The sequence below is a fragment of the Thermomonospora catenispora genome (assembly GCF_006363815.1).
In the GTDB taxonomy this organism is placed as follows: Bacteria; Actinomycetota; Actinomycetes; order Streptosporangiales; family Streptosporangiaceae; genus Thermomonospora; species Thermomonospora catenispora.
This window is the reverse complement of the sequence record NZ_RRYT01000018.1, coordinates 76,105-98,051: the sequence shown is the minus strand read 5'-3', so window position 1 is coordinate 98,051 and position 21,947 is coordinate 76,105. Positions and strand designations below refer to the sequence as shown.

Below are 21,947 nucleotides of genomic sequence, written 5' to 3'. Positions count from 1 at the left end.
GCACTGGTCGAGCAGCAGGTCAGAGGGCTCGCGCGCCGTTGCGGTTCGCGCCGGCCCTGGGGACGGCAAGGAGATTCCGCGCGTGTATCTCAAGAGCCTGACGTTGCGCGGCTTCAAGTCCTTCGCCTCCTCCACCACCTTGCGCTTCGAGCCGGGCATCACCTGCGTGGTGGGGCCCAACGGGTCCGGCAAGTCCAACGTGGTGGACGCGCTGGCCTGGGTGATGGGAGAGCAGGGCGCCAAATCGCTGCGCGGCGGCAAGATGGAGGACGTCATCTTCGCCGGCACGGCCAGCCGGCCTCCGCTGGGCCGCGCCGAGGTGATCCTCACCATCGACAACTCCGACGGCGCGCTGCCCATCGACTACACCGAGGTCAGCATCAGCCGGCTGATGTTCCGGTCCGGGCAGAGCGAATACGCCATCAACGGCGAGCCGTGCCGACTGCTGGACGTGCAGGAGCTGCTGTCGGACTCCGGCATCGGCCGTGAGATGCACGTGATCGTCGGCCAGGGCACGCTGGACTCCACGCTGAACGCCGGGCCGGAGGGACGCCGGGCGGTGATCGAGGAGGCCGCCGGCGTCCTCAAGCACCGCAAGCGCAAGGAGAAGGCGCTGCGGAAGCTGGACGCGATGCAGGCCAACCTGACCCGCCTGCAGGACCTGACCGCCGAGCTGCGCCGCCAGCTCAAGCCGCTGGGCCGCCAGGCCGAGATCGCCCGCAAGGCCGCCGCCATCCAGGCCGAGCTGCGCGACGCCAAGGCCCGGCTGCTGGCCGACGACCTGGTCGCCGTGCGCACGAGGCTGGAGCGGGAGGCCGCCGACGAGGCCGCGGTCAAGCGTCGCCGCGCCGAGGTGGAGCAGGCGCTGGCCGCCGCCCAGGAGCGCGAGGCGGTGCTGGAGGCCGAGGAGCAGGCCGCCGCCCCGGTGCTGGCCCGCGCCCAGGACACCTGGTTCCGGCTGTCGTCGCTGCGGGAACGGCTGCAGGGCGTGGCCGACCTGGCCGCCGAACGCCACCGCAACGCCTCCGAGGAGGACGGCGAGGAGCGCCGCGGCCGCGATCCGGAGGAGATGGAGCGCGAGGCCGCCGCGATCCGCGAGCAGGAGGAGATGCTGCGGGCCGCGCTGGAGGAGGCCCGGGAGCGGCTGTCGGAGGCGGTGGAGGCCCGCGCCGAGGCCGAGGAGGCGCTGCGCGAGGAGGAACGCCGCCTGCAGGCCGCCGCGCGGGCCGCCGCCGACCGCCGTGAGCGACTGGCGAGGTTGCGCGGCCGGGTCGAGGCGCTGCGCAGCAAGGTCCAGGCCGGGGAGTCGGAGATCGGCCGGCTCGCCGAGGCCCGCGACGACGCCGTCCGCCGCGTCGAGGCCGCACAGGCCGAGTACGAGTCCCACGAGACCGGGACGGCCGAGGATCCGGAGCTGATCGCCGAGCACGAGGCGGCGCAGCGGGCGCTGGCCGCCGCCAAGGAGGCGGTCGAGAACGCCCGGGCCGCCGAGGACGCCCCCCGGCAGCGGCTCAAGGCCGCCCGGCAGGCCGTGGCCGCCGCCCGCGCCGCCGACCAGGCGGCGCAGAAGGAGGTCGCCGCGCTGCAGGCGCGGATCGAGGCGCTGGAGCTGACGCTGGGCAGCGCCGCCGACGGCGGGGAGGTCGTGCTCTCCTCCGGCCTGGAGGGCGTGCTGGGCACCGTGGCGTCCATGCTCACCGTGGAGCCCGGCTATGAGACCGCGGTGGCCGCCGCGCTCGGCGACGCCGCCCAGGCGATCGCGGTGGGGTCGCTGGAGACCGCCTGGGCCGCCCTGGCGCTGCTGCGCTCCCGGGAGGCCGGACGCGCCGGCCTGCTCATCGGCGGGGACGGCGCCGCCGATGAGGACCGCTCCGTCCCGGGCGTCCGGTACGTCGCCGACGTGATCACCGTCCCCGACGCCGTCCGGCCCGCCCTGCGGCACCTGCTGCGCGGCATGGTGGTGACCGACGACCTGGACTCCGCCGCCGACCTGGTGCGCCGTCACCCGGACCTGCGGGCGGTGACCCGGGACGGCGACCTGCTGGGCGCCCACTGGGCGCAGAGCGGGGGCGCCGGCGGCGCGCAGGGCGTGCTGGAGATGCGCGCCGCGTTGGACGAGGCCGCCGAGTCCCTGCAGGCGGCGCGGGAGCGCGCCGAGCGCTCCGCCCAGGCGCTGGCCGAGGCGGTCGCCGCCGAGCAGGAGGCCCAGGCCGCCCTGGAGGACGCGCAGGCGGCCGTCCAGCAGGCCCAGAGCGGCGTCAACCGGGCCCAGGCCGACCTGGACCGGGTCCGCGCCAGGCTGCGGGAGTTCGAGGCGCAGGCGGCCCAGGAGGCCAAGCAGGCCGCCCGGCTGGAGGCCGCGGTCCGGGCCGCCCGCGGCGAGGTCGAGCGGCTCACCAAGGCCCTCGACGCCGCCGCCGAGTCCCGCGAGCACGACCTGCGGGCGCTGGCCGAGCTGGAGGCCGGGCTGGCCGAGGCGGAGGCCGCCGCCGAGACCGCCGACGATCTCGGCGAGGACACCGGGCTGCGGGACGAGCTCGCCGAACGCGTGCATCAGGCCCGTTCCGCCGAGATGGAGGCCCGGCTGGCGGTGCGCACCGCCGAGGAGCGCGTCCAGGCCATCGCCGGCCGCGCCGACGCCCTGGAGCGCGGCGCCCGCCGGGAGCGGGAGGAACGCGCCCGCGCCGCCGCGCGCCGTGAGCGCCGCCGCCGCCAGGCCCGCGTCGCCCGGGCGGTGCTGAGCGGGGCCGAGGCCGCCCTGCACCGCATCGATCTGTCCCTGCAGGCCGCCGTCGCCGAGCGCGAGGCCGCCCAGCGGGCCAAGGCCGACCGCGAGGCCGAGCTCAAGGTCGTCCGCGCCCGGGTCCGCGAGCTGTCCACCCGGCTGGAGAAGCTGGTCAGCGCCGTCCACGGCAGCGAGGTCGCCCGCGCCGAGCAGCGCCTGCGGCTGGAGCAGCTCGAGCAGCGCGCCATGGACGAGATGGGGATGGAGGCCGACACCCTCATCGCCGAGTACGGCCCCGACAAGCCCGTTCCGCCCGGCCCCGACGCCCCCGAGGACGCGCAGCCGGAACCCTACGACCGCGCCGTCGTGGAGAAGCGCGCCAAGGCCGCCGAGCGCAAACTCGGCCAGCTCGGCAAGGTCAATCCGCTGGCCCTGGAGGAGTACGCCGCCCTGGAGGAGCGGCACGCCTTCCTCAACTCCCAGCTGGAGGACCTCAAAAAGACCCGCCGGGACCTCCTCACCGTGGTCAAGGAGGTGGACGACCGGGTGCAGAAGGTCTTCGCCGAGGCGTTCGCCGACACCGCCCGGGAGTTCGAGCGCATCTTCGCCCGTCTCTTCCCCGGCGGAGAGGGGCGCCTGGTCCTCACCGACCCCGACGACATGCTCAACACCGGCGTCGAGGTCGAGGCCCGCCCGCCCGGCAAGAAGGTCAAGCGGCTGTCCCTGCTGTCCGGCGGCGAGCGCTCCCTGGTGGCCATCGCCATCCTGCTCGCCGTCTTCAAGGCCCGCCCGTCCCCCTTCTACGTCCTGGACGAGGTCGAGGCGGCCCTGGACGACACCAACACCCAGCGCCTGCTGAGCATCCTGGAAGAGCTCCGGGAGAACTCCCAGCTGATCATCATCACCCATCAGAAGCGCACCATGGAGGGCGCCGACGCCCTCTACGGCGTCAGCATGCGGGGCGACGGCGTCACCCAGGTCATCAGCCAGCGCCTGAGGGAACGCGACTGAGCCCCTCCGGTCCTCGGCTCCGGGGCGCGGACCCGCCCGCATCCGGTCGCGGATGAGGGGACACGGGCGGCGCGGGGATCCCCGGGTGGCGTGAAGGGCGGCCCGCCGCACGCAATACAGTGGGCGTGTTATGGACTTTGTGATCTTGATCATCGCGCTGGCGGTGCTCGCCGTGGTGGCGGGCGGCCTGCTCCTGCTGCGACCGGGACGGCGGGCCGTCCGGCCGCCGCAGGAGCCGCCGCGGCCCGAACAGGGGAGCGGGTCGACCGCCGTCCTGGAGAAGGATCGGGAGGCGCCGACCCTGGAACGGGCGCCTCCGGCGGAGCCGGCCGCTCCGCCGAAACCGGAGATCGAGATCCCGCCGCCGTCGGCGGGCCGGCTGGTGCGGCTGCGGGCACGGCTGGCGCGGTCCCAGAACGCCCTGGGGATGACGCTGCTGGGGCTGCTCTCCCGGGACGCCCTCGACGACGAGGACTGGGACGAGATCGAGGACACCCTGATCAGCGCCGACATCGGCGTGTCGGTGGCCCGCCAGATCACCGAGGCGCTGCGCACCCGCGTCCAGGTGATGGGCGCGCGGACCCCCGAGGAGGTCCGCGCGCTGCTCAAGGAGGAGCTGATCAAGCAGGTCACCGACGGCTTCGACGAGTCCGCCGACCGGGCGCTGCGCACCGCCCCGCACGGCGACCGGCCCGCGGTGGTGCTGGTGGTCGGAGTGAACGGCACCGGCAAGACGACGACCTGCGGCAAGCTGGCGCGGGTGCTGGTGGGGGACGGCCGCAGCGTGCTGCTGGGCGCGGCGGACACCTTCCGCGCCGCCGCCGCCGACCAGCTGGAGACGTGGGGAACGCGGGTCGGCGCCCGGGTGGTCCGCAAGGACGAGGGCGCCGACCCGGCGAGCGTGGCCTTCGACGCGGTCAAGCAGGGCATCGAGGGCAAGGTCGACACGGTGATCGTGGACACCGCCGGCCGGTTGCACACCAAGACCGGGCTGATGGACGAGCTCGGCAAGGTCAAGCGGGTGGTGGAGAAGCAGGCCACGGTGGACGAGGTGCTGCTGGTCCTGGACGCCACCACCGGGCAGAACGGGCTGCAGCAGGCCCGGGTGTTCGCCGAGGTGGTGAACGTCACCGGCATCGTGCTGACCAAGCTGGACGGCACCGCCAAGGGCGGCATCGTGATCCAGGTGCAGCGGGAGCTGGGCGTCCCGGTGAAGCTGGTGGGCCTGGGAGAGGGCCCTGATGACCTGGCCCCGTTCGAGGCGGAGGCGTTCGTCGACGCCATCGTCGGAGAGTGAACGCCCCGCCGCCGCATCCGTCACGGGCGCCCCGCCGGTCTGCCGGCGGGGCGCCCTTCTTCGTGCGTCTTTTCGCGCGTCTTCTCCATGAGCCTCTTCGCGCGGCTCTTCGCGCGCGTCTCGTGCGTCGTGCGCGCGCCTCTCCCGCGTCTTTGCGTCTCCCGCGTCTTCTGCGTTTCCTGTGTTTTCTGCGCCTCCTGTGTCTTCTGCGCGTCAGGTGCGGTGCCGCGCGCCTCGCACGCGTCCCGGCATGCGGGCCCCGCACGCGGTGCACGGTGCGCGGGCCCTCCGCGGGCGCGTCCGGCGTGCGCGGGCGGGGAGACGGCACGCGGCGGCCCCTCATGCGGTCCCTCCGAAAAATCCGATCTCACAGGCCGCACCGGCGGTGAGGAAACGGAAACATCGCCGAAACATCGCGGAGATGGGTTTCACACTCCTGAAACAGCGGAGCCGTTCGGGTGAAACCACCGGGCCGGAATCTCTACCCAGTCAGACGTTCCGTGCCGAGGAGGGGCTCTCTCCGAGATGGAAATCGATAGCGGTAGCACCGCCTGGGTGATGGCGAGTGCGGCGTTGGTCCTGCTCATGACGCCGGGGTTGGCCTTCTTCTACGGAGGCATGACCCGGGCCAAGAGCGTGCTCAACATGATGATGATGAGCTTCGTCAGCATGGCCGTGGTCGGTGTGCTGTGGGCCTTGTACGGCTACTCGTTGGCCTTCAGCGACGGCGGCGCGCTCAACGACTTCATCGGCGGCCTCGGCGACTGGGGTCTGGTGGGTCTGGAGAGCACCGCGACCGCCGACGACGGCACCGGCATCCCGAGCCTGGTGTTCGTCGCCTTCCAGGCCACCTTCGCCATCATCACCACCGCGCTGATCAGCGGCGCGATCGCCGACCGCGCCAAGTTCGGCGCCTGGGTCGTCTTCACCGTCGCCTGGATGACCCTCGTCTACGCCCCCATCGCCCACTGGGTGTGGGGCGAGGGCGGCTGGATCGGCGGCATGGGCGCCCTGGACTTCGCCGGCGGCACCGTGGTCCACATCAACGCCGGCGCGGCGGCGCTGGCGCTGGCGCTGGTGCTGGGCAGGCGCAAGGGCTGGCCGCGCGACCCGATGCGGCCGCACAACCTGCCGTTCGTCCTGCTGGGCGCCGGTCTGCTGTGGTTCGGCTGGTTCGGCTTCAACGCCGGCTCCGCGCTGGCCGCCGACTCGGTCGCCGCGGTCGCCTTCGTCAACACGCTGGTGTGCACCGCCGCCGCGGCCTTCGCCTGGATCGTGGTGGAGAAGCTGCGTCACGGCGCCTCCACGACGCTGGGCATCGCCTCCGGCGCGGTGGCCGGTCTGGTCGCCATCACCCCGGCCTGCGCCTTCGTCACCCCGATCGGCGCCATCGTGCTGGGGCTGGTCGCCGGTGCGGTCTGCGCCTTCGCCGTCAGCCTGAAGTACAGGCTGGGCTACGACGACTCCCTCGACGTGGTCGGCGTCCACCTGGTCGGCGGCGTGGTCGGCGCCTTGATGATCGGCCTGGTGGCCACCACCGCCGTCAACGAGGGCGGCGCGGACGGCCTGCTGGCCGGCGGCGGCCTGAGCCTGCTGGGCAAGCAGGCGGTCGGGGTGGTCGCCACCCTGGTCTACTCCTTCGTCGTCACCTACGTCATCGGCAAGCTCATCGACCTGACCATGGGCTTCCGGATCAGCGAGGAGGACGAGGTCGCCGGCATCGACAGCACCGCGCACGCCGAGACCGCCTATGACTTCGGAGGCGTCCACGTCGGCGGGGCCTCCGGCACCGGGCCGCTGCCCGCGGCCAAGACCGCCGACAGCACCCCCGCGAAGGTCGAGGCATGACGATGAAGCTGATCACCGCGATCATCAAGCCGTTCAAGCTGGACGAGGTCAAGGCCGCCTTGGAGACCTTCGGGGTCAAGGGCATGACCGTCAGCGAGGCCAGCGGCTACGGACGGCAGAAGGGCCACACCGAGGTCTACCGGGGCGCCGAGTACAAGGTGGACCTGGTGCCCAAGGTGCGCGTCGAGGTCCTGGCCGACGACGAGGACGCCGACGACGTCATCGACGTGATCGTCAAGGCGGCGCAGACCGGCAAGATCGGCGACGGAAAGGTCTGGGCCGTCCCGGTGGAGAGGGTCGTCCGGGTCCGCACCGGCGAGACCGGAGCCGAGGCCCTCTGACCGGGGACGGGAATCGGGGGAGCAGCCTGCTTGAGGCGCGCGCAGGGCGTCCCGGGCCGCATGGCCGCGATCCGGGACGCCCTCGCCCGTGTCCGCGGGCCGGACGGCCGCGGCGGCGCGTGGAGCGTCCGCCGGCCCCGGGGGAGACCCGGGATGTCCGGGGAAGACGTCCGGGAGATCGGTCACGGCGCGAGCGGCCGGGATGCGAGGACGGGAGCGAGGCCACGGCGTGATGAGGGCGGCGGACGAGGCGGGACTCCGGGAGACCGAGGGCTCCGGAGAGGCGTTCGCGCGAGCGCGCGCCGAGCTGGCGGCGGAGCGGGACGCCTACGGGAGCGGGCTGGACCGATGGCTGGCCTCCCTGGTGGCCGGGGCCGAGGACGTGGCGCTGGTCGCGGTGGGCGGCCACGGCCGCGGCCAGCTGACCCCCGGCAGCGACCTGGACCTGATGCTGCTGCACCGCGACCGGGGCGACATCGCCGAGATCGCCGACCGGCTGTGGTACCCGATCTGGGACCGCGGGCTGCGGCTGGACCACTCGGTGCGGACGGTCGAGGAGGCCCGCAGGGTCGCCGCCGCCGACCTGAAGGCCGCCCTCGGCCTGCTGCACGCCCGGTGGCTGGGCGGCGACCAGGAGCTGGTGGACCTGCTGCGCGCGACGGTGCTGGCGGACTGGCGCGCCCAGGCCGGGCGGCGGCTGGCCGAGCTGGCCGAACTGACCCGGGCGCGCTGGGCCGCCCACGGGGAGCTGGCGTTCCTGCTCGAGCCCGACCTCAAGGAGGCGCGCGGCGGGCTCCGGGACGTGCACGTCATGCAGGCCGCCGCCGCCACCTGGGCGGTCCCCGGCCCCGGCGAGCGGGTCCGTGCCGCCCACGACCTGCTGCTGGACGTGCGGCACGCCCTGCACAAGACCACCGGACGCGCCACCGACCGGCTGGTCCTGCCGGAGCAGGAGGAGGTCGCCCGGCTGCTCGGACTGGCGGACGCCACGGAGCTGCTGCGCCTCCTCGTGGAGGCGGCCCGCACGATCGCCTACGCGGCCGACACCCTGTGGCGGCACGTCGACCGCTTCTGCGCCGACCGGAACCGCGCCGTGCGGTCGAGGACCCGGCCGCGGCGGCGGCCGGTGGGCGACGGGGCGGTCGAGCACGACGGGGAGGTGGTGCTGGCCCGCGGCGCCGACCTCGCCGACCCGGTGCTGCCGCTGCGGGTGGCGTCCGCCGCCGCCCAGGCCGGGCTGCCGCTGGCGCCCGCCACTGTGGAACGGCTCGCCGCCGAGACGCCCCCGCTGCCCGCGCCCTGGCCCGCCGAGGCCCGGGACGCGCTGGTGACCCTGCTGGGCGCGGGGACCGCCGCCATCCCGGTGTGGGAGGCGCTGGATCAGGCCGGGATGATCGTCCGGATGATCCCCGAGTGGGCCCGGGTCCGCAACCGGCCGCAGCGCAACCCGGTGCACCGGTTCACCGTGGACCGGCATCTGGTGGAGGCCGCCGCCGGGGCCGCCGCGCTGACCCGTGACGTCGCCCGCCCCGACCTGCTGCTGGTGGGTGCGCTGCTGCACGACATCGGCAAGGGGCGGCCCGGCGATCATTCCCGGGTCGGCGCGGAGCTGACCCGCACGATCGCCGCGCGGATGGGCTTCCCTCCGGCCGACGTCGACGTGCTGGAGACGGTGGTCCGGCACCACCTGCTGCTGCCGGACACCGCCACCCGACGGGATCCGGACGATCCGGTCACCGTCCGCACCGTGGCCGACCGGGTGTCGGCGGTGCCCGGCCGGGGCCGCGAGGTGCTGGAGATCCTCGCGGCGCTGGCGGTCGCCGACGCGCAGGCCACCGGTCCGGCGGCGTGGGGGTCCTGGAAGGCCCGGCTGATCCGGGACCTGGTGCGACGGGTGGACGCCCACCTGGCGGGGAACGCCCCGCCGCCCGACGCGCCGGTCCCCACCGCCGAACAGTTGGCGCTGGCCCGCCACGACGGCGCGGCGGTGCGGATCGTCGGTTCGCGGATCACCGTCGCGGTGCCCGACCGGCCCGGCCTGCTGTGGCGCACCGCGGGGGTGCTGGCCCTGCACCGGCTGGCGGTGCGGACCGCCCGGGCGTTCTCGGCGGCCGAGGCGGGGACCGCGGTGCTGGACTTCACCGCCGTCCCCGAGTACGGCGCGCCTCCCGACCCGGCCGCGCTGGAGGCCGACCTGCGCCGCATGCTCGCCGATCGCCTGGACGTGGCCGACCGTCTGGCGCGCCGGGCCGCCCCCCGTCGTCGCCGCGGGGTGCCGGTCCCCCCTCCGCGCGTCACCGTGGTCGAGGAGGCCAGCGACACCGCCACCGTGATCGAGGTGCGCGCCCACGACCGGCCCGGCCTGCTGTGGCGCATCGGCCGGGCCATCGGCGCCCGCGGCCTTCAGGTCACCGAGGCCCGGGTGGACACGCTGGGGGCGGAGGCCGTCGACGTCTTCTACGTGGTCGACGCCGCCGGCCGCCCGCTGCGGGAGCCCGCCGCCCTGTCCGCCCTCTGCGACGCGATCCTCGCCGCCCTGGACTGACCGCCGCGCCCGACCGGCCACGGCCTCGGGCGGCGCCGGCCGGGACGGCGCGGGCGGGCCGCCCGGCGCCGGGGGCGGCCGGGAAGAGGGCCGGAGAGGGCGAGGCGGGGACGCGCGCCCGGGGCGTCCGGCCCCGCCCAGGACGGTCCGAGGCGAATCCTCGATACCCTGAAACGGGTTCCGACGAGAAAATCCTAGGACGGGTCGCACACGTGTTCGAGACGCTCTCCGACCGGCTGACGTCGGTCTTCTCCTCGCTGCGCAGCAAGGGCAGGCTGTCGGAAGCGGACATCAACGCCACCATGCGCGAGATCCGCATCGCGCTGCTGGAGGCGGACGTGGCCCTGCCCGTCGTCAAGGACTTCATCGCGCACGTCAAGGAACGGGCGCTGGGCGCGGAGGTGTCCCAGGCGCTCAACCCGGCGCAGCAGGTCGTCAAGATCGTCAACGAGGAGCTGATCCGGATCCTGGGCGGCGAGACCCGCCGGATCAACTTCGCCAAGCACCCGCCGACCGTGATCATGCTGGCCGGTCTGCAGGGCGCCGGCAAGACCACCCTGGCCGGCAAGCTGGCCCGCTGGCTCAAGGAGGAGGGGCACACCCCTCTGCTGGTGGCGGCCGACCTGCAGCGGCCCAACGCCGTCCAGCAGCTGCAGGTGGTGGGCGAACGGGCCGGGGTGCCGGTGTTCGCCCCCGAGCCGGGCAGCGGCGTGGGCGACCCGGTGGACGTGGCGCGCCGTTCGGTCGAGCAGGCCCGGCACGCCCAGCACGACGTGGTCATCATCGACACCGCCGGCCGGCTCGGCGTGGACGCCGAGATGATGCAGCAGGCCATCGACATCCGCGACGCGGTCCGGCCGGACGAGATCCTGTTCGTGGTCGACGCCATGGTCGGCCAGGACGCGGTCAACACCGCCCAGGCGTTCATGGAGGGCGTCGGCTTCGACGGCGTGGTGCTCACCAAGCTGGACGGCGACGCCCGCGGCGGTGCGGCGCTGTCGGTGCGGCACATCACCGGCCGGCCGATCATGTTCGCCTCGACCGGGGAGAAGCTCGAGGACTTCGACCTGTTCCACCCGGACCGGATGGCCGGGCGGATCCTGGACATGGGCGACGTCCTCACCCTGATCGAGCAGGCCGAGAAGGCGTTCGACGCCCAGCAGGCCGAGCGGATGACCTCCAAGTTCGCCTCGGGCGAGGACTTCACCCTCGAGGACTTCCTCGAGCAGATGATGATGATCCGCAAGCTCGGGCCGATCGGGAACCTGCTCAACATGCTCCCCGGCATGGGCCAGATGCGCGATCAGATCCGCCAGATCGACGACAAGGACCTGGACCGGGTCGCCGCCATCATCCGCTCGATGACGCCGGAGGAGCGGAACAACCCCAAGATCATCAACGGTTCCCGGCGGGCGCGCATCGCGGCCGGCTCGGGCACCACCGTCGGCGAGGTCAACAGCCTGGTCACCCGGTTCTTCGAGGCGCAGAAGCTGATGCGCCAGGTGGCCAGCGGGATGGGGCTGCCCGGGATGCCCGGAGGCCGCCGCAAGGCCAAGAAGAACGCCAAGAAGAAGGGCAGGCAGCGCAGCGGCGACCCGCGCAAGCGCGCCGCGTCCGCCAAGGGCTCCGGCGGTCAGGGGGCCTCTCAGCCCATGCCGCAGGGGCTGCCCCCCGCCCTGGGCGGAGGGCTCCCCGGCGGTCTGCCCGCCCAGCTCCCGCCCGGCTTCCAGATGCCCGACCTCGGCAAGCTGCAGACCCGCAAGAAGAAGTGATCCCCGCGGCCGCGGGCCGACGCGCGGCCCCCGTCCCGCCGCACTCCGCGGCCCGTCCCGGCGACGACGCGGGCCGCCGGGACGGGGCGCCGGTCGCGGCCGTCTCGGCGGCGGGGGCCCGGACCGGGCGACCCGTTCCCCGGGGCCGCTGATCGATTGCACCCTCGGGCGGATCGTCTGGCAGAATGGCGAGCTGGAAACCCGGTATCGCCAGGCGCCCTCTCATGTCCTGGCGCCCGGAGTCCATTGAGCGGCCGGCAGCGGTATCCCCACCTGGTGCGGGACCGCTCAGCATCTGTGAATCTGGAGAGCACCACACCCGTGGCAGTCAAGATCAAGCTCAAGCGTCTGGGGAAGATCCGGAATCCGCAGTACCGGATCATCGTCGCCGATGCCCGCACCAAGCGTGACGGCCGGGCCATCGAGGAGATCGGCAAGTACCACCCCAAGGAGGAGCCCTCGCTGATCGAGGTGGACTCCGAGCGGGTGCAGTACTGGCTGGGCGTCGGCGCGCAGCCGACCGAGCCGGTGCTGAAGCTCCTCAAGATCACCGGCGACTGGCAGAAGTTCAAGGGCGAGCCGGGGGCCGAGGGCACGCTCAAGGTGGCCGAGCCCAAGCCGGACCGCAAGGCCCTCTACGAGGCCGCCGTCAAGTCCGCCATGCAGGAGGACGAGGCCCCCGCCACCACGCCCAAGTCCAAGAAGAAGGGCGAGTCCAAGTCCAAGTCCAAGGCCGACTCGGCCGACGACGCCAAGAGCGAGGGCTGACGTGCTCGAAGAAGCGCTCGAGCACCTGGTCCGCGGGATCGTCGAGCACCCGGACGACGTCCGGGTGCGGCCCCGCCGGATCAAGGGCGGCCGGGTCCTGGAGGTGCGGGTGCACCCCGACGACCTCGGCAAGGTCATCGGCCGCAACGGGCGCACCGCCAAGGCCCTGCGCACGGTGATCGGAGGCCTGTCCGGCGGCCGGCACGTGCGCGTCGACCTGCTCGACCTCAACGAGGTCCGCTGAGCGTGCCCGCTCCGACGTCCGTTCCGATTCGTCCGCAGGCGGCGTAGACCGGTGAGCGACCAGATCGCGGTCGGCCGGATCGGCCGAGCGCACGGTGTGCGCGGCGAGGTCGTGGTGGACGTGCGGACCGATGATCCCGACGGACGGTTCGCACCGGGCACCGTGCTCGCCACCGACCCCGAGGAGGCCGGTCCGCTCACGGTGGAACGCGCCCGCTGGCACTCCGGGCGTCTGCTCCTGCGCTTCACCGGCGTCGACGACCGGACCGCCGCCGAGCAGCTGCGCGGCACGTGGCTGGTCGTCGACGCCGACGAGCTCCCCCCGCCCGAGGATCCCGACGAGTTCCTCGACCACCAGCTGGTGGGGCTGACGGTGGTGACCACCGGCGGCGAGACGGTGGGCGCCGTCACCGAGATCCGCCACTACGGCCAGGACCTGCTGGTGATCCGCCGGGAGAACGGCGAGGAGGCCATGGTCCCGTTCGTCGCCGCCCTCGTCCCCGAGGTGGACCTGGACGGGGGCCGCATCGTCGTCGATCCGCCTCCCGGCCTGCTGGACGAGGCCTGGGAGTCCTGACCCATGCGCCTCGACATCATCACGATCTTCCCCGACTACTTCGCCCCGCTGGACCTCTCCCTGCTGGGCAAGGCCCGCCGCCGCGGGCTCATCGAGGTGCACGTCCACGATCTCCGGCAGTGGACCCACGACCGTCACCGCACCGTCGACGACACCCCCTACGGCGGCGGCCCCGGCATGGTCATGAAGCCCGACCCCTGGGGGGAGGCCCTCGACGCCGTCGCTCCTCCGCCCGCCGGCCCCCCGGCCGAGCCCGAACGGACCGGAGGGGCGTCGCCGGAGACCGGCGGACCCGCCGGGCGGGCGGAGGACTCCGAGGACTCCGCCGCGGCCGGCCCGACGCCGAGGCTGATCGTGCCGACGCCGAGCGGACGGCCGTTCACCCAGGCGATGGCGGTGGAACTGGCCGCCGAGCCCTGGCTGATCTTCGCCTGCGGACGGTACGAGGGCATCGACGCCCGGGTCGTGGAGGAGGCCCGCGCCCGGATGCGGGTGGACGAGGTCTCCATCGGCGACTACGTGCTGGCCGGGGGAGAGGCCGCGGTGCTGGTCATCGTGGAGGCGGTCGGCCGGCTGGTACCCGGCGTGCTGGGGAACGCGGCGTCGGTCGCCGACGACTCGTTCGCCCCCGGCGCCATGCAGGCGCTGCTGGAGGGGCCCGTCTACACCAAGCCGCCGGTGTGGCGGGGCCGCGCCGTCCCGGAGGTGCTGCTGTCGGGCAACCACGGGGCGATCGCCCGCTGGCGGCGCGACCAGGCGCTGCGGCGCACCGTCGCCAACCGTCCCGACCTGGCCGCCTCGCTCGATCCGCGGCAGCTGGACGAACGCGACCGGCAGGTGCTCGCCGAGGCCGGATTGCCGATCGACGGCGGACCTGTGGCAGACTAAAGCGTCGGCGCCCCATGCCCGGGCCGCCTGATGACTTCCACGAAGCACGATCCACTCTGCACGGCGCGACGCCCCGGCACGCTGCGCTCGGGGCCTCTCGATGCCGGCTTGCGACGACGAGGAAACCGCTGTCATGCACACCCTGATCCAGGAGATCGAGAAGGCCGCGATGCGTGCCGACGTCCCGGACTTCCGTCCGGGCGACACGCTGAAGGTGCACGTCCGCGTCACCGAGGGCAACCGGAGCCGGATCCAGGTCTTCCAGGGTGTGGTGATCCGCCGGCAGGGCGGCGGCATTCGGGAGACCTTCACCGTCCGCAAGGTCAGCTACGGCGTCGGCGTGGAGCGCACGTTCCCGGTCCACAGCCCTTCGATCGAGAAGATCGAGGTCGTCACCCGCGGCGACGTTCGCCGCGCCAAGCTGTACTACCTGCGCAACCTGCGCGGCAAGGCCGCTCGCATCAAGGAGCGTCGGGAGTCCTGAGCCGGCGGGCCGCGCGACCTCGCCGCGGCCCTCTCGGCGATGCCCCGGGAACCTGTACGGTGCCCGGGGCGTTCAGTGTCTTGGTCAAGCCCGTGTCGACGGGACGGATTCTCGTTTCCACGACACGGCGCCGCTGAAAGCCGCCGGCGACGGCACGCTATAGGCTCGCCTTGATGACTGACGAGGACGATCGGAGAAACGTGCGTTCGGAGGCCGAGGGCGCGGTGCCCGACGAGAAGCAGACCGTGACCCCTGGTGAGGATGCCGCCGATCGGGCCGATGCGCCCGCCGCTCCCGAGGCCGGGAGGGAGGCCGAGCCCGACTCCGCCTCCGGCGACGGCCGGTCGGCCGACGGGACCGCCCGGTCCGAGGCCGACGACCTCGACGACCGGGCGGGCGAGGCGAAGTCCTCCCGCGACGACTCCGATTCGGACTCAGATTCGGGCTCAAGTTCTGATTCCGGCTCCAAGGGCAAAGAAAAGGACAAAAAGCAGGGCTCATTTTGGAAAGAGCTGCCGATCCTGGTCGGCGTCGCCCTGATCCTCGCCCTGCTCATCAAGGCGTTCGCGGTGCAGGCGTTCTACATCCCGTCCGCATCGATGGAGAACACCCTGCAGATCGGTGACCGGGTGCTGGTGAACAAGCTCGTTTACCGCACCCGTGACGTCAAGCGCGGCGACATCGTGGTCTTCAACGGCCTGGACTCCTGGAACAGCGAGGTCGAGGTCCCCGAGCCCTCCAACCCCGTCGCCCGCGTCGCGCGGTGGGTCGGCAACGCGTTCGGCGTCGTGCCCGGGGAGAAGGACTACATCAAACGGGTCATCGGCATCCCCGGCGACCGCATCGCGTGCTGCGACGCCCAGGGCCGGATGACCGTCAACGGCGTCCCCCTGGACGAGTCCTCCTACCTGTACACCGACCCCGTCACGGGCGAGCAGAACAAGCCTTCCGAGGAGCCGTTCGACGTCACCGTCCAGCCCGGCAGCCTGTGGGTGATGGGCGACCATCGCGAGGTCTCCTACGACTCCCGCCAGCACCGCGGCGACCCCGGCGGCGGCGCCATCCCCGAGAACCGGGTCATCGGCCGCGCCTTCGTCGTCGTGTGGCCCCTCGACCGGATCGGCACCCTGCCCATCCCCGAGACCTTCAAGCAGCCCGCCCTCAGCGCCGCCTCCACCCTCCTCCCCGCCGCTCCGCTGGCCCTGGGGTTCGTCGGCGCGCTCCCGCTCACCTGGCTCCACCGCCGGCTGCGCCTGCGGCGCCGCGGGTGACGGCCGGACCGACGGCCGCACGATCGCCGGATCGGAGCCGGAGCGCGCCCGCTGGGCGCACGTCCCCTCGGCGGGTCCTCCGGCGGCCGGCGCCCTCGGCGTGAGCGGGCGCCGACCCGCTTGCGCACGCCTCTTCCCGGCGTGACCCGGCCGCCCCCGTGCTCCCTTCCGTCACGTTTCCGTCATGGCTCCGGGACCGGCCTCGCGCCCCTTCCGGCACGCCCCGGGGCGGCCTCGCGGCGTTGCGCGGCTCGGCCGATCCGCCGCCCGCGCGCCGACGATCGCCGGAGGGGCCGTCCCCGACCGGCCCGTGCGGACCACCGGCGCCCACCGCCCCACGCCGGTGATCGTCGAGGGGACGTCCGCGACCGGCCTGCACGGGCGCCGGTGCCCGCCGTCGGGAGGGAGAGGCGACGACGGCGGGACGCGGGACGGAGGGGACCGGGGAGGACCTGTGGGAGGGAGGGGAGAACCCCGCTGCAGGAGGCGCCGGCAGAACGTACGCTTCGGTGCATGATGAGGCGTCCGCTCCGGTTCACCCCCCGCCGCGACGCGGGACTGTACGGGCTCGAGCGTGCCCTGGGGCATGCCGGGTTCGCGCCGGTGGCGGGGGTGGACGAGGCCGGGCGCGGCGCATGCGCGGGGCCGCTGGTGGTCGGGGCGGTGATCCTGCCGAGCGGGCGGCGGGGCGTGATCGACGGGCTGGCCGACTCCAAACTGCTGACGCCGGGGCGCCGGGAGGAGCTGTACGCGGACATCGTCGAACGGGCCGTGGCGTGGACCGCGGTGATCGTCCCCCGGCACGACATCGACCGGATCGGGCTGCACCGGTGCAACATCACCGGCATGCGCCGCGCGTTGGCGGGGCTGACGGTCCGGCCGGAGTACGTGCTCAGCGACGGCTTCCGGGTCCCCGGCCTGGAGGTGCCGGCGCTGGCCGTGCCCAAGGGGGACCGGGTCGCGGCGTGCGTCGCGGCCGCCTCGATCATCGCCAAGGTCACCCGGGACAGGCTGATGACGCGGTTGCACGAGCGCTACCCCCAGTACGGATTCGCCGACCACAAGGGCTACATCACCCGCGCGCACGCGGCCGCTCTCGCAGCTCACGGCCCATGTCCCGAACACCGCCTGTCGTTCGTGAACGTGGCCCGCGTGCGGAACAATGGAGCGCAGGCCGACGTGTTCGACCTGGCGGGGGAGGGAGCGCGAGCGTGAGCGCAGAGGATCTCGAGAATTACGAGACCGAGATGGAGCTGCAGCTCTATCGCGAATACCGCGATGTGGTCGGCCTGTTCACCTACGTGGTGGAGACCGAGCGCCGCTTCTACCTGACCAACTCCGTCGACCTCCAGGTCCGCAACGCGGAGAACGGCGAGGTCTTCTTCGAGGTCACCATGCAGGACGCCTGGGTGTGGGACATGTACCGCCCCGCCCGGTTCGTCAAGAGCGTTCGCGTGGTCACCTTCAAGGACGTCAACATCGAAGAGCTGCCCAAGGCCGACCTGGAGCTTCCCACCGGCACCTGACCCCGGCGCCCGGCGCCCGCCCGACCCCGCCCGGTCCGCCGGACCGTCGCGAAGACCGGACCCGACGCCTCCGGAGACCGGGCGGCACCCTCCACGGAGCGGCGTCGCCTCCCCTCGACGGCCCCGCCCCGGCCCCTCCCCCGGCGACCGCCGTCACCCGGGGAACGGACCCGGTGTCCCGCCGGTGCGACCCGGGCGCGGAGGCGCGGTTCGGGCACGGGGGTGTCGCCCGGGCACGACGGACGTCCGGCGGCCGACCCGACGACGGGGGACCCCGCCGGGGATCACGGAGGCCGGCGGGAGGAGAGGCGGGGACCCGCGGAACGGCTGAGCCGCCAGCCGGTCCGGGTGCGCTCCACGAAACCGGCGGCCGCCAGCTGGCCCAGCCGGCCCGTGGCGGTGGGAAGGTCGACTCCGGCCCGCACGGCGATCCGGGCGGGACCGGCGGAGCCCCGCGCGGGCAGGGCCTCCAGGACGGCGCGGGTGGTGGGGTCCAGGGCGTCGAAGGGGAGGACGGGGCCCTGGGGGACGGGGGCCAGATCGGCCCCGATGGCGCCGACCTCCTCGAGCACCTCGGCCGAGCCGGTCACGCACCGGGCGGGCGGGACCTCGCGCAGCAGCTTGTGACAGCCGACGGAGGTCGGGGAGTCGACGGGACCCGGCACCGCCATCAGAGGACGGCCCAGCCGCCGGGCGTGGGCGGCGGTGTTGAGGGCCCCGCTGCGTGCGGCGGCCTCGACCACCACGGTGCCGCGCGCCAAGGCGGCGATGAGACGGTTGCGGATCAGGAAGCGGAGCCGGCCGGGGTCGGTGCCGGGCGGGCACTCGCCGACCAGCAGACCCTGCTCGATGATCTCCCTGAACAGCGCCTCGTGACGGGACGGGTAGAAGCGGTCCACCCCGCCCGCGAGGACGGCGATCGTCCACCCGTCCGCGGCCAGCGCCCCCCGATGGGCCGCGCCGTCGACGCCCAGCGCACCGCCGCTGATCACCGTCCAGCCGCGCTCGGCCAGCTCGGCGCCCAGATCGGCGGCGACCCGCACCCCGTAGGGGGACGCCGCCCGGGTGCCGACGATCGCGACGGCGTGCAGACAACGGTGGCGCAGGTCGGCGCGGCCCCGCAGCCACAGGGCGTACGGCCGGCGATCGCCCAGGTCGTCCAGGGTCGTGGGCCACTCCGGGTCGCCGGGACAGATCATCCGGCCGTCGAGCCGTGCGCAGATCTCCAGATCGGCCTCGGGGTCGGCGTCGTCGAGGCGGGCCCGCCAGGCGGCCAGCCTCGTCCGGACGCGCTCGGTGACCGGCACGCCGTCCGGGACGGGCTCCGTGCCGCGGACGACGGCCAGCGCCCCCTGCGGACCGAGCCGATCGATCAGCCGTCCCAGCAGCGCCTCGCCCGGTTCGGCGACTGCGCACAACGCGGCGCGGGCGAGCCGCTCCCCGTCGGACACCGTCATGACCGCCTCCCCGCCCACAGCGCGAACGCGCCGTGGACGTCGTCCGCCGAAGGAACGTCGCGTCCGGCCAGATCGGCGCACGTCCACGCGGTGCGCAGCACGCGGTCCAGCCCGCGGGCGCTGAGCTCCCCGGTCCGCAACGGGCGGTCCAGCGACGCCAGGGCCTCGGGCGGCGGCGGGAACAGGCGCCGCAGCTGCGGGCCGGGGATCTCGGCGTTGGTCCGCCACGGCGTCCCGGCCAGGCGCTTGGCCGCGCGCTCCCGGGCCGCCAGCACCCGCTCGGCCACCACCTCGCTGCGTTCCGCCAGCTCCAGGTCATAGCGCAGCTCGGCACGGGTGGCCGGATGCAGCCGCAGCTTCACGTCGATGCGATCCAGCAGCGGACCGGAGATCCGCGCCAGATACCTGGTGCGGACCGCCGGGGTGCAGGTGCAGTCGACCGCCTTGGCGGCCGCGCACGGGCACGGATTGGCCGCCAGGACCAGGGTGAACCGAGCGGGAAAACGGGTGCTGATCCCCGCTCTGGCGATCGTGACCTCGCCCTCCTCCAGCGGCTGGCGCAGGGCGTCGAGGACGCCGGCCTGATACTCGGGCGCCTCGTCCAGGAACAGCACGCCCTGGTGGGCCAGCGACACGGCGCCCGGCTGGAGCAGCCGGCCCCGGCCGCCGCCGATCATGGCCGCGCGGGTGGCGGTGTGGTGCGGCGCGCAGAACGGAGGCCGGGAGATCAGCGGCCGGCCCGGCGGCAACGTGCCCGCCACCGAGTGGATCGCGGTGACCTCCAGCGCCGCCTCCCGCTCCAGAGGCGGCAACAGCGTGGGCAGCCGCTCGGCCAGCATGGTCTTGCCGCATCCCGGCGGCCCGTGGAAGAACACGTGGTGCCCGCCCGCCGCGCTGATCTCCAGCGCCCGGCGGCCCTCCGGCTGCCCCCGCACGTCCGCCAGGTCCGGTCCGCCGAGCGGCCCCCGGTCCCGGGCGGAGTCCCGCTCCGGGCCCGTGGCGAGCGGCGCCGAGTCGGGCTCGTCCTCCTCCGGAGGCGGCGGCTGGTCGCGCAGACGGCACAGCAGCCCGCGCAACGAGGCCGGCGCGATCACCCGCACGTCGGGGACCAGCCCGGCCTCGGCGGCGTTGGCCCGCGGCACGACGACCGTCCGATACCCCGCGTTGGCGGCGGCGAGCACCGCCGGCAGCACCCCGGGGACGGATCGGATCCGGCCGTCCAGGCCCAGCTCGCCCACCATCACCATGTCGGCGCAGCTCCTCGGGTCCACCGCCTCCGCCGCCGCCAGCAGGGCGACGCAGATGGGCAGGTCGAACCCCGAGCCCCGCTTCGGCAGGCTGGCCGGGAAGAGGCTGATCGTCGTGTGCCTGCCGGGCCACGGCTCGCCCGAGTTGAAGATCGCCGCCCGGACCCGGTCGCGGGCCTCGTTCAGCGCCGCGTCCGGCAGGCCCACCAGGTGCACTCCCGGCACCCCGTTGGTGATCGCGGCCTCCACGTCGACCACGAACCCGTCCACCCCGACCAGCGCCACGGAGCGCACCTTCGCCAGCGCCATGTCAGCACACCCCCCGCAGGTGGTCGAGCGCGAACCCGGGACGGCCGTCGCACGACGTCGCCACCAGGCCGATCACGTCGATCCGGACGGTGGCCGCGGGCACGCCGTGCTGAGCGGCCCAGCGTCCGGCCAGCCGCCTCAACCGCGCCGCCTTGGCCTGCGTGATCGCCTCCACCGGCGCACCGAACGTCTCCCCGGAGCGGGTCTTGACCTCGCACACCACGTGCCGCGTCCCGTCGTAGGCGACGATGTCGAGCTCGCCCTCGGAACATCGCCAGTTGCGCTCCACGATCGTCCAGCCGAGCCGGTCGGCCAGATACCGCGCCGCGCTCTCCTCGCCGCGCCGGCCCAGCGACCGCCGGGCGTCCCCGCCCGTCCTCCCGTTCGCCCTCCTGCCCCTCCTCGTGCTCCTGCTCGTGCTCCCGCTCCTCCTCGTGTCCGTCCGCTCGTTCGCCCTCGTGTTCGTCTTCTCATTCGTCTTCTCGCCCGTCTCGGCACCCATGCGGGCATCACCTCCGCCCCCGACGGTGCCGGTCGGGCCGCCCCGCCCGGAAGACGAACGTCGTTCTGTGGACAACCGGCCGCCGTACCCGACGCCGCCGGCCGCCGTCGGGTCTCGCCGACGCGGGCGCGTGCCGCGCCGCCGCGACGGCCGATGCCCGGCCCCGCATCACGGCGGACCGCCGCCGCATCCGGCCGCGGCCCCCGGATCGCGGGGCCGCTCCCCGCGCGGGGCCGACGAGCGGGAACGCCCGTCCGGTCGGCCGCGACGCGGCGGCCGTCGCCCCGCGGGACCGATGACCGGCGCCGCGCTCGGCGAGGCCCCGCCGTCCGGCGGAACGGGGACGCCGCGACCGGCACGGCCGTGCGGGGCGGCCGGTGCGGCGGACGCGCCGCAGGAGGCATGCCCGCCCCCTCGTCCGCCCCGCGGAGGCGGCGGATCGGGAGCCTCGACGCCGTCGGTTCCGCACCGGCGGCCCGCACGGCGACGCCGGTGGGCCGCCGGTGCGGGGTCAGCGCGGACGAGCGGGCGGGCCCGCCGGAGGCCAGAGGGGGAGCAGCCGCACCTGGGAGCGGAGCAGGGACAGCGGATCCAGATAGTGCAGATCCCGGCGCAGCCCCCAGTGCAGGCAGTGGCGGAGGCCGCAGTGACCCGGCCGGTCCTGGACGGTGCCGATCCGGGTGCCGACGGCGACCGGACGACCCGCCTCGACCGCGGGCTCCACGGGGAGGTAGGTCGTCCGGACCCGGCCGTGGGTGATCGCGACGACCCCGTATCCGGCGATGCGACCGGCGAACGACACATGTCCCGCCCCCGCCGCGTACACCGGCTGCCCGGGGCGGGCCGCCAGGTCCACCCCGCGGTGGCCGGCGCCCCAGGGCGCGGCGGGCGGGTCGAAGGTCCTGATCACCGCGGGGGGCGGAGACAGCGGCCAGCCCCACTGACCGGGCCGCGGCGACGGCGCGGCCGGCGGGATCAACGTCACGGCGAGCGCGAAGACGACAGGGATCATGGAGCGGATCCTCATCGGCCCGGCCCGAGCGGCGCCACAGGCGCCGGGAGGTGTGGACGACCGTGACCACGGGCCCGAACCCGCCGATGCCGCGAGGCGAGCGGACATCCCATAGACTTGACCC

Annotated in this window: 18 protein-coding genes; 14 read left to right on the top strand and 4 right to left on the bottom strand. The window is 74.3% G+C overall.

The genetic code is table 11. The features are described from left to right. Positions 1-82: 82 nt before the first annotated feature. From smc to EIO00_RS15460, 14 genes are all read left to right on the top strand, one after another. Positions 83-3,736, top strand: coding sequence for a chromosome segregation protein SMC (gene smc, locus EIO00_RS15525; protein ID WP_140179583.1), 3,654 nt, complete (start codon positions 83-85; stop codon positions 3,734-3,736). Positions 3,737-3,866: 130 nt separating this feature from the next. Next, positions 3,867-5,033: a signal recognition particle-docking protein FtsY gene (gene ftsY / locus EIO00_RS15520; protein ID WP_140179581.1), complete on the top strand. Its 1,167-nt coding sequence runs from the start codon at positions 3,867-3,869 to the stop codon at positions 5,031-5,033. Positions 5,034-5,558: 525 nt separating this feature from the next. Further along, positions 5,559-6,881 carry an ammonium transporter gene (locus EIO00_RS15515; protein WP_140179579.1) on the top strand — a complete coding sequence of 441 codons (1,323 nt, stop codon included), beginning with the start codon at positions 5,559-5,561 and terminating at the stop codon, positions 6,879-6,881. Then, positions 6,878-7,222 (top strand): P-II family nitrogen regulator, encoded by a 345-nt coding sequence (locus EIO00_RS15510; protein ID WP_277752886.1) that lies wholly within the window; start codon positions 6,878-6,880, stop codon positions 7,220-7,222. Before EIO00_RS15515 ends, EIO00_RS15510 begins: the two co-directional genes overlap by 4 nt. Positions 7,223-7,454: 232 nt before the next feature. After that, complete coding sequence (locus EIO00_RS15505) at positions 7,455-9,767, top strand: [protein-PII] uridylyltransferase (protein WP_140179577.1); 2,313 nt, start codon at positions 7,455-7,457, stop codon at positions 9,765-9,767. Positions 9,768-9,979: 212 nt separating this feature from the next. Continuing rightward, positions 9,980-11,539, top strand: a complete 1,560-nt coding sequence (gene ffh / locus EIO00_RS15500) for a signal recognition particle protein (protein WP_140179575.1) — start codon at positions 9,980-9,982, stop codon at positions 11,537-11,539. A 321-nt stretch (positions 11,540-11,860) separates the two neighbouring features. Beyond that, positions 11,861-12,307 (top strand): 30S ribosomal protein S16, encoded by a 447-nt coding sequence (rpsP, locus tag EIO00_RS15495; RefSeq protein WP_140179573.1) that lies wholly within the window; start codon positions 11,861-11,863, stop codon positions 12,305-12,307. A gap of 1 nt (position 12,308) precedes the next feature. After that, positions 12,309-12,551, top strand: coding sequence for an RNA-binding protein (locus EIO00_RS15490; RefSeq protein ID WP_140179572.1), 243 nt, complete (start codon positions 12,309-12,311; stop codon positions 12,549-12,551). Between the two features lie 51 nt (positions 12,552-12,602). Then, positions 12,603-13,127 (top strand): ribosome maturation factor RimM, encoded by a 525-nt coding sequence (gene rimM, locus EIO00_RS15485; protein WP_140179570.1) that lies wholly within the window; start codon positions 12,603-12,605, stop codon positions 13,125-13,127. A gap of 3 nt (positions 13,128-13,130) precedes the next feature. Beyond that, a complete protein-coding gene (gene trmD, locus EIO00_RS15480; RefSeq protein WP_140179568.1) occupies positions 13,131-14,015 on the top strand; it encodes a tRNA (guanosine(37)-N1)-methyltransferase TrmD in 885 nt (294 codons plus the stop codon). A gap of 133 nt (positions 14,016-14,148) precedes the next feature. Next, positions 14,149-14,499: a 50S ribosomal protein L19 gene (gene rplS, locus EIO00_RS15475; RefSeq protein WP_140179566.1), complete on the top strand. Its 351-nt coding sequence runs from the start codon at positions 14,149-14,151 to the stop codon at positions 14,497-14,499. A 173-nt stretch (positions 14,500-14,672) separates the two neighbouring features. Continuing rightward, positions 14,673-15,770 carry a signal peptidase I gene (gene lepB, locus EIO00_RS15470; RefSeq protein WP_140179564.1) on the top strand — a complete coding sequence of 366 codons (1,098 nt, stop codon included), beginning with the start codon at positions 14,673-14,675 and terminating at the stop codon, positions 15,768-15,770. 513 nt (positions 15,771-16,283) lie between these two features. Continuing rightward, entirely contained in the window at positions 16,284-16,985 is a 702-nt protein-coding gene (locus tag EIO00_RS15465; protein ID WP_338325932.1) for a ribonuclease HII, read from the top strand. After that, positions 16,982-17,296: a DUF2469 domain-containing protein gene (locus EIO00_RS15460; RefSeq protein WP_140179562.1), complete on the top strand. Its 315-nt coding sequence runs from the start codon at positions 16,982-16,984 to the stop codon at positions 17,294-17,296. The genes EIO00_RS15465 and EIO00_RS15460 overlap by 4 nt, the downstream gene beginning before the upstream one ends. Positions 17,297-17,580: 284 nt before the next feature. On the opposite strand, the gene dprA is transcribed toward EIO00_RS15460, so the two are convergent. The 4 genes from dprA to EIO00_RS15440 form a co-directional block, all read right to left on the bottom strand. Continuing rightward, positions 17,581-18,753, bottom strand: a complete 1,173-nt coding sequence (dprA, locus tag EIO00_RS15455; protein ID WP_175596238.1) for a DNA-processing protein DprA — start codon at positions 18,751-18,753, stop codon at positions 17,581-17,583. Then, positions 18,750-20,309, bottom strand: a complete 1,560-nt coding sequence (locus EIO00_RS15450) for a YifB family Mg chelatase-like AAA ATPase (protein ID WP_140179560.1) — start codon at positions 20,307-20,309, stop codon at positions 18,750-18,752. The genes dprA and EIO00_RS15450 overlap by 4 nt, the downstream gene beginning before the upstream one ends. A 1-nt stretch (position 20,310) precedes the next feature. Further along, on the bottom strand, positions 20,311-20,811 hold the full coding sequence (locus tag EIO00_RS15445; protein ID WP_140179559.1) for a YraN family protein: 501 nt from the start codon (positions 20,809-20,811) through the stop codon (positions 20,311-20,313). Positions 20,812-21,322: 511 nt separating this feature from the next. Beyond that, a complete protein-coding gene (locus EIO00_RS15440; RefSeq protein WP_241661370.1) occupies positions 21,323-21,823 on the bottom strand; it encodes a murein hydrolase activator EnvC family protein in 501 nt (166 codons plus the stop codon). Between the last annotated feature and the right edge of the window lie 124 nt (positions 21,824-21,947).